The organism is Mycobacterium sp., assembly GCF_035314665.1.
Lineage (GTDB): Bacteria > Actinomycetota > Actinomycetes > Mycobacteriales > Mycobacteriaceae > Mycobacterium.
The window spans coordinates 1-7,559 of record NZ_DATFZD010000323.1 but is presented as its reverse complement, the minus strand read 5'-3'; the positions used below and the strand labels follow the sequence as shown (position 1 = coordinate 7,559).

The following is a 7,559-nucleotide window of genomic DNA, read 5'->3' as shown; positions in this document are numbered from 1 at the left end:
CGTCCAGCCCGGGCCAGAGACGTGCTGGCGCAGCTCCCGGCGGGCGATGTGCTGTTATCAGCCGGTTCCTTCGACGATGACGTCGCCATCGCGCAGTGGGCCAGCGAACGCCGTTGGCGCGCAGTGGGATTGGTCGCCGCCGGAGTCGATGAGCTCCGGCACGCCATCGGTGATCGCGTTGAGGGGCTTTACGGACCGTGCCAGTGGTTCGACGACGGAACAGATGATCCCGCGGACGGACCCAACAGCAAGTGGTTCAGCCACTGTTACCGGGACGCGAACGGTACCGAGCCGCCCTATCCGGCTGCTGCGGCCTTCGCCGCGGGTGTCGTTTGGCAGCGCTGCGTGAAGGAGGCCGGAACTGTTGAATCGTTGCCGGTCCGGGCCGCATCACAACGACTCGACACCACCACCTTGTTCGGTCGGTTTCGTGTCGACCCGGTCACCGGCGTGCAAACCGGCCATCAGATTCGCGTCGTTCAGTGGCGAGGCGGACAGCGGGTGCTGGTTGATCGGCCGCTTCGTCGGACGTGAGCGTCGAAGTCACATCAGCTCGTGGGCTGACATTGGGTGCGGAACCGCCAACTACGTTGAGACAGAAACTGCAACAGCTGTCTCGAATCAGTTGGCGGGGAACAGTAATCGTCCGCCAACTAGATTGAGACCGGACATTCGTACCTGATCCGACGACCGAAAATTGGGCTTCACCGGCGACGACATGTCGGGCCACGCCGATCACCGCAGCTCAAGGACTGTTTTCAAACAGGTCTACCGCCGGTCCGATGGCAGAAAAGTGAGAGCGCGGGTTGATTCATCTGCTGCAATATGGAGGAGTCAAGTCGCGGGTTGATTCATCTGCTGCAATATGGAGGAGTCAAGTTGACATAATGTCGCTTATCGGCACAAGGTAACGGCAGCGTCGGGGGGTTCAAAGCGGTTCGTCCGTGCTAGCCGGGAATAATGACGACTTTCTGGTTTCCGCCCCACTATTCGGAACTACCTCGGAGTACGACCGCTGTAATCAGCCGGGCGCGCCTGAACAAGTCCAGCGACCCCGTTTTCGGAAGATGGCTACCCGCTCACGGCACACCTGCCCATCGTGCAGAAAGGCTTCATTCGTCACTGTGACAATTCGCTGGGGTCGGCCACCCACCCACACACACAAGGCCCATCTTGAGCCGGTCCGCCCAGCGGACCGCGGTCTTCCCTAAATCCGGCTCATCGAGGTGAAGTGAGTGTTGCCACCGGCTCGCGTCCGCGAGTGGTATGGCCAATGCGGTATTGGAGTGATATGTCGAAGCGAGCAGATAAGCAGACGAAGTGCGCCGAACATGGCGTCTGGACCAACGTTCCGAAGGCTCCTCCCGCCGGCCAGCAGTCGCTCGATTTCCGTGCTATTGATGCCGACGAGAATCAGCGAATCACGTCCTCTGGAAAGATGAGTTTTGCGATGGTGGGCTGCTCCGGCGATCCCGTCACGCCGACCAATACCGAAGCCGTCGCCCGTGCGATAAATGCCGACGACGATACCTCGTTCTTCTTTCATCTGGGTGACATTATTTACTTGGAAAAGGGCAGCGACGCGACCACTGATGGCTCTGAAGCTGACGACACGCCGCCGTTGTGGAACACCCAGTTCTATGCTCCGTATACAAATTATCCAAAGCGCATCGTCTCCATCCCCGGGAATCATGATGGGAAATCCTCGCCGATAACCAACTACCTTGACGCTTTTTGCGCCGACCCTTCGAACTGGCCTCAGCCTTGGACGGGGAATACAACCGACAACAGGCCCGCCATGATTCAGCCTTATGTCTACTGGCGCTTCGATACTCCGCTGGCCTACATCATTGGTTTGTACTCAAACATCGCGAACGGCGGCGTGTTGGACGATCCGACTGCGTATCCGGTTTTCACGAACGGTCCGCAGTATCAGTGGCTCGTCGGGGAATTGAAAACGGTGGCCGCCGCAAACAGCCACAACTCGCCGAAGAAAGCCGTCCTGGTGGCGGTTCATTATCCGCCCTATTCGGGAGCGACAAACTTCAACGTGCGCGGAGATCCATCTCAAGGCCCTGGTCCCGACGTGTCCAATGCGCCCTATCTCGCCGATGCCTTGCAACAAGCGATCGCCGACAGCGGGCAGCGCCCTGACGCGATATTCTCGGCCCACGCCCATCTGTTCCAGCACGTGACTTACACGTTCGCGGACGGCACGGTCATGCCCTGCCTGGTTACCGGATGTGGCGGCCACTCTCCCCTCGAAGTGCTCTCCGACCAATGTGACGGCGAGCCCGGGGTATCGCAGACGGCGCCATTCCCGGCCGTGACCCCGGGGTCGTTTCAGTATCCGGACGGCGACTCGGCGCAGGTCGATTACTACGAGGACGGCAACAGCGATGAGAGTGAGTTCGGCTTCGTGAAAGTGACGATCGAGGCGCGGACGTTGACGTGTCAATTCATTGGTGCGACTTCGAACCGCACGCTCAACCAATTTACGCTGGACCTCGATACCCACGAGTATCGGTAGCGAACGGCCGAGCGACCGGTGCCGTGATCACGTCCTCACGGTTAATCTTCCATATCCCACAAGAATTACCGGCATGTCATCAGAGAAGGAAGAAGCGCTCAATTTGTCACTGTGACAGTTCATTAGGGCATCACCCACCTCCTGAAGCGGAGTCTGGCGCCAACGCCGATCTCGACACGACGGGGCTCTCTGATTCCGACACACCCACTCACGGATCAGCTCCCTGGATCAACCACCAGGTTTTGGCCCTGGTCCGCTCAGCGGACCGTGGTCTTCCCCGGACCCAGTCCATGAAGGTGAAGTGAATGTTGCCACCGAGCCCGTGAATTGCGGTCCGAACCTGCTACGCCCGCAGCAAGGGAAGAACGGCCTACTCCTGAGAGGTTTTCATGACCAGCGTCATTCCCCTTCGCCTGCAAGTCGCCGACGCGGCCCAAAGTATCGTTGACACGTTCCACCTTATTGGCTGCAGATCGGAAACAACGATGAAGGTCACGGCAATCGTGGCAGTTGGAATGGCACTGACCACCGCAACGATTGGGATGGGGCCATCTGCGCGGGCTGACGTGATCTACCAATTCATTAGCCCAGACGGAAACATCGCCTGCTCGATGGGCCGAGGAGATGACGGAGGCCATGTCGCCTGCGACATCCACAACTACACGTTCCAGCCAATCGCATGCCCGCCCAGTCCGGTGCACTTGATCGGCGACCGTTTCGTCCTGGATCAGACCAGCCCGGAGGGCAGCCCGGCTCACCTGGATTGTCACTCAGACACAATGGTTTACCCGGGCCAACCGGTGCTGGACTGGGGGGCGAAAAAAGATATGGGCACGGGGTTTGGCTCAATGCAGTGTCAGAGCGTTCCCGCCGGAACTTTTTCACCGAGCATGTTTTGCACGGACTTCCCAAACACCCGTCATTACTTTCACATCTACAGCGATCATTTCGACATGGGTTAAATATGCGGACAGTGGGTGTCGTGAGTATGAGGATGTAGCTGCAGCGCGTCTTTATGGTGCATCTCGACGACTACTCCGGCACCTTCTGATCGGGCAGGCATGGGGCCTGGCGCCAAGGATTTTTAAGGAGGTCCTTCTCTCGATGACGGTGAAAGCTCTGACCTTCGACGTCATCGGCACCGTCTTCGACTGGCTAGGCAGCTTCTCCGCGGGAGTCGTGCCACTGGCGCAGCAGTACGGCCTCAGCATCGATCCCGTAGCGTTCGCCAACGGCGCTGAGCAGGGGTACGGCGACGGAGTAGCGAAGGTGGTTCACGGCGGGGCCTGGGTACCGCCCGACAAGCTCCTGCGCGACTCGATCGCCGCTCTGCTCGCGGCGGGGGGACGCACGCCGTCAGCAAACGAGGTGGACAACTTCTTTACGCTCTGGCGCACGCTCAATCCTTGGGCGGATTTACCGCTCGCGCTGTACGCGCTGCACGACCACTTCACGCTGGCGATCCTGTCCAACATGAGCATGGTGACTGCTTCAGCGCTCATGGATCACGCCGGGCTGCCGTTCGATCGCACGCTTTCGGCGGAGACCGTCCACGCATACAAGCCAAGCCCGGCGGTGTACCAGATGGCGATCTCCAGCCTCGGGCTGCCACCGGACTAAATCATGATGGTTGCTGCGCATCAGTACGACCTAAGCGCGGCGAAAACACAAGGGCTGCGGACCGCGTTCGTCGCGCGCTCCACCGAACCTCCGCCAAATACCCCAAATCCGGCCTTCGACATCAACGTCACCACCTACGGCGAACTCGTCGACGAACTAGGCGCCGGCCCGCCGACGCTGCACGAGGACTGTCTCGGTGTCCAGCCTGACGCTATTCAGGTGCAACATCTTTCGAGCGGTTGGACGGTGGTCGATGGAAGCGAACTACTCCTTGACTTCGGGCCTAGCGCGGCCGACGCCGACCGCGCGAAAGATGTCATCTCCTTCTACGACCTGGACCGTATCTGCTACGTAGCCCGCCCGAATCCCCCGATGATGTACTTCACCGTGAAAGGTCACGCGCCGGCGGGCCCGATGCCCGGAGAGGACGCAATCGCCTTCGACCTCAACCGGATTCACGCCGAGCAGTCCGCCGATGGCTGGATTGTCACCGACGGCGTCTCCCGGCTGCTCGACTTCGGCCCAAGCCGATTCAACGCCCTTCACGCCGTCACGGTCATTCGGAACTACGGCTTCACGCACCAGTGCTTCGTCGGACGCCCCCACGCGCCAATGATGTACTTCCGAAAATAGGGTGCCGTTACTAAGGGGGCTCAGGTCGGTGACGTATTTCTTCGACGACTGCAGAAGGTCACTCTGTTCGGCGCAGCACCAGCAGGCTGCGTGGGTTCAAGGTGTAGCCCGAGTCAGCCGGCAGCGTGGTTGACGACGGCGGCGGAGACCCCGTGGCCTGAGTGGTATCCAGTACCGGTGTCCACGTGGTGCCGAAGCTGGAGGACGGCAGGGTGAAAGACTGCGGGTTCCACGACGCGTTGAACAGGATGAGGAACGTGGCGTCGGTGAGCGCGTTGCCGTCGGCGTCAGTGTCGGTGAGCGCCGCGCCATTGAGCCACATCGCAAATGCCAGCGACCCAGAGTTCCACCGGTCGGGCGTCATCGGCGTGCCATCAGTCCATAACCAGACCACATCCTCGCCGCTGCCGTGCCGAGGCTGCTGACCGGTCAAGAAGCTGCCACGCCGAAAAACGCGGTGTTCCTTGCGCAGTCCGATCGCGCGAGTGGTAAATGCGAGCAGGTCCAGGCGTTCCTGATCTAAGTTCCAGTCGTAATAGCTGATGGCGTTGTCCTGGCAGTAGGCGTTGTTGTTTCCTCCCTGGGTGCGTCCGATCTCGTCGCCGCCCAGGAGCATCGGCACGCCTTGCGAAATCAACAAGGTAGCCAAGAAGTTTCGGCGCTGCTGCGCGCGCAGCGCCACGACACCCTGATCCTCGGTGGGGCCCTCGGCGCCGCAGTTCCAGGACCGGTTGTCATCGCTACCGTCGCCGTTGTTCTGGCCGTTGGCCTCATTGTGCTTGGCGTTGTACGACACCAGGTCATTCAACGTGAAGCCGTCATGGCAGGTGACGACGTTGACGGATGACTCGGGAGACTGATCGGCTGCGCCAAACACGTCGTGCGAACCGGCCAGCCGGGTGGCCAATTCGCCGATGCCGGCCTGGGCCCGCCAATAGTCGCGGACATTGTTGCGGTAGTGGTCGTTCCACTGCGACCAGGGCGGCGGAAACTGGCCAAGGACGTACCCGCCGTTGGCGTCCCACGGCTCGGCGATGAGCTTGACCCGCGAGATCACCGGGTCCGGTAGCCGTAGCGCTGCCCGGCGCCGACCCCGGGCACGTAGGCATGCCACACGTCGCCGGTGCGCGCGGTGAGCGGCAACCTGGTCTCGGTGCCGTCATCGGCGAGCAAGCACAAACTGACGGTGCCCTCACTCGCCGACGAGGAGTAAACGGCGAAGTTCGTGCCCGCCGCGTCTGACGTCGCGCCAATCGGCGTCGGCAACTCGGGCCTCACCTCGCTCGATGGGCCGACGGTCGTAGCCGGGTGCGTCATAGTGATCAATTCCTCGCTCGGGGCGACTGACCGACCCAGCATGGAGCAACCGGTTTGCGGCCTCGTGAGGTCCATCGAACGTCGAACGGGCCTAGTAGGCAAGGGCGGCGGGCACGGGTCAGGTGGAGCCTGGACGCCACCAAACCAAATGAGGTCCTATGTGCTATTTCAAACCGGGCATGCCGTACGTGGGGAATAGATCTGTATTACCCCAGTTTTCGGCTATGGCAGGCGTGATGACCTCCGGGAAGTTCGGGTACCAGTCGCCAGCAACCACGGAGTGCGCCCATGCCAAAGTTGCTACGGGACCAGCGGCTCGCCGTGGATATCGACGCCCTCCCCTTGCCGAGACACGTGCGCGCGGTTACTTCGGCTTCGTTTGCCGGAGGGCAGCACCGATGCGGCCTGCAATGTGCGACACGAGAGCGGGTAGGCCGACGGGCAGATCGGCTGCGTGAACCGAGACGGTGACCGCCCCGGCGCAGGTCCCAGTCGGCCACCACACCGGCGCTGATACGCAGCAGACGCCGGGAATCGCGTCCTGATGGTCGATCAGGGTCGCTCGCGGATCGGCCAGGGAGTCGCGGAGCTCTCGCCATTCACGCCGGGTCCAGCAGTCAGGGAGCTCAACCTCGCCGGGGGGCTTTACGGCGTAGAGCACACGCCCGGTAGCGGTTCGGGCGATCGATTCGGTGTCGACATGGTCGGGCATGTAAGCGCGGCCGTGAGGCACAGCGGCGCATATATAGCGGAGTCGATTCTCATGCAAAATACGCAGTGATGCCATAGCGCGCGATTGCACGGCAAGGGCGTGGATCGGCCTTTGTGCGCACCGCCGCAACAGCGGATCGGGTTGCCAACGCTGCCCGATGCGCATCATCCGCGGACCCACAAAGTAGCGATGGTTGCAGCGCTCCACCGCGCCGAGCAGCACGAGTTGTTCGGCAAGTCGATGCGCCGACGATTTAGCGAGCCCACTGGCGCGAGCCAGCGCCGTCAGCCCGAGACCCTCATCGGCGTGAGCAAGAGCGTCCAGGACGGAGAATGCGCCGTCGAGAACTCTTCGGCCGCCTGCGGCGTCGGGCGCGATCAAGGTTGTCATTTGCATTGACATGCCGCCGGTATCAACGCCAGGCGATGAGGACCCAGACATCACCAACTTCTTTCACATCAGGGGGCTACAAGGCGGACAAGAAATCGAGCTGTCACAACGGTCTTCACGATGCGCCCCCCACGGGGCCAACAACATCCGCGATGATGCGTAGTTCAGCGCGCTCAGGGTCGTACGTCCGCGGCCGGCGCTTTGGGCCCGTCCGCATCCCGCGTGCGTGGCATGTCGCGATCGCCTGTCCACTCTCGTCACGCGGCATAATCGGTAGGCCGCGGAAAGCACCAAATGCGGGGACTTCACGACTTTCTCCCGACGCCGGTAACTGAGTCAGAAACGACGATAAATTCC

Annotated in this window: 8 protein-coding genes; 5 read left to right on the top strand and 3 right to left on the bottom strand. The window is 61.4% G+C overall.

Annotated features, from left to right (window positions below):
- From VKI00_RS22300 to VKI00_RS22280, 5 genes are all read left to right on the top strand, one after another.
- A partial coding sequence (locus VKI00_RS22300) for an ABC transporter substrate-binding protein (RefSeq protein WP_324441322.1) occupies nucleotides 1-534 on the top strand: 534 nt, incomplete at its 5' end.
- Nucleotides 535-1,291: 757 nt separating this feature from the next.
- Nucleotides 1,292-2,530, top strand: a complete 1,239-nt coding sequence (locus VKI00_RS22295) for a metallophosphoesterase family protein (RefSeq protein ID WP_324441319.1) — start codon at nucleotides 1,292-1,294, stop codon at nucleotides 2,528-2,530.
- A 389-nt stretch (nucleotides 2,531-2,919) separates the two neighbouring features.
- On the top strand, nucleotides 2,920-3,492 hold the full coding sequence (locus VKI00_RS22290; protein WP_324441317.1) for a hypothetical protein: 573 nt from the start codon (nucleotides 2,920-2,922) through the stop codon (nucleotides 3,490-3,492).
- A 142-nt stretch (nucleotides 3,493-3,634) separates the two neighbouring features.
- Complete coding sequence (locus VKI00_RS22285; protein WP_324441316.1) at nucleotides 3,635-4,150, top strand: HAD family hydrolase; 516 nt, start codon at nucleotides 3,635-3,637, stop codon at nucleotides 4,148-4,150.
- 3 nt (nucleotides 4,151-4,153) lie between these two features.
- A complete protein-coding gene (locus tag VKI00_RS22280) occupies nucleotides 4,154-4,783 on the top strand; it encodes a hypothetical protein (RefSeq protein WP_324441314.1) in 630 nt (209 codons plus the stop codon).
- 58 nt (nucleotides 4,784-4,841) lie between these two features.
- On the opposite strand, the gene VKI00_RS22275 is transcribed toward VKI00_RS22280, so the two are convergent.
- The 3 genes from VKI00_RS22275 to VKI00_RS22265 all read right to left on the bottom strand — a co-directional run bounded on the left by VKI00_RS22275 (nucleotide 4,842) and on the right by VKI00_RS22265 (nucleotide 7,202).
- Nucleotides 4,842-5,840: a hypothetical protein gene (locus tag VKI00_RS22275; RefSeq protein ID WP_324441312.1), complete on the bottom strand. Its 999-nt coding sequence runs from the start codon at nucleotides 5,838-5,840 to the stop codon at nucleotides 4,842-4,844.
- Entirely contained in the window at nucleotides 5,837-6,100 is a 264-nt protein-coding gene (locus tag VKI00_RS22270; protein ID WP_324441310.1) for a hypothetical protein, read from the bottom strand. The genes VKI00_RS22275 and VKI00_RS22270 overlap by 4 nt, the downstream gene beginning before the upstream one ends.
- Nucleotides 6,101-6,464: 364 nt before the next feature.
- Complete coding sequence (locus tag VKI00_RS22265) at nucleotides 6,465-7,202, bottom strand: IclR family transcriptional regulator (RefSeq protein ID WP_324441308.1); 738 nt, start codon at nucleotides 7,200-7,202, stop codon at nucleotides 6,465-6,467.
- Nucleotides 7,203-7,559 lie beyond the last annotated feature (357 nt).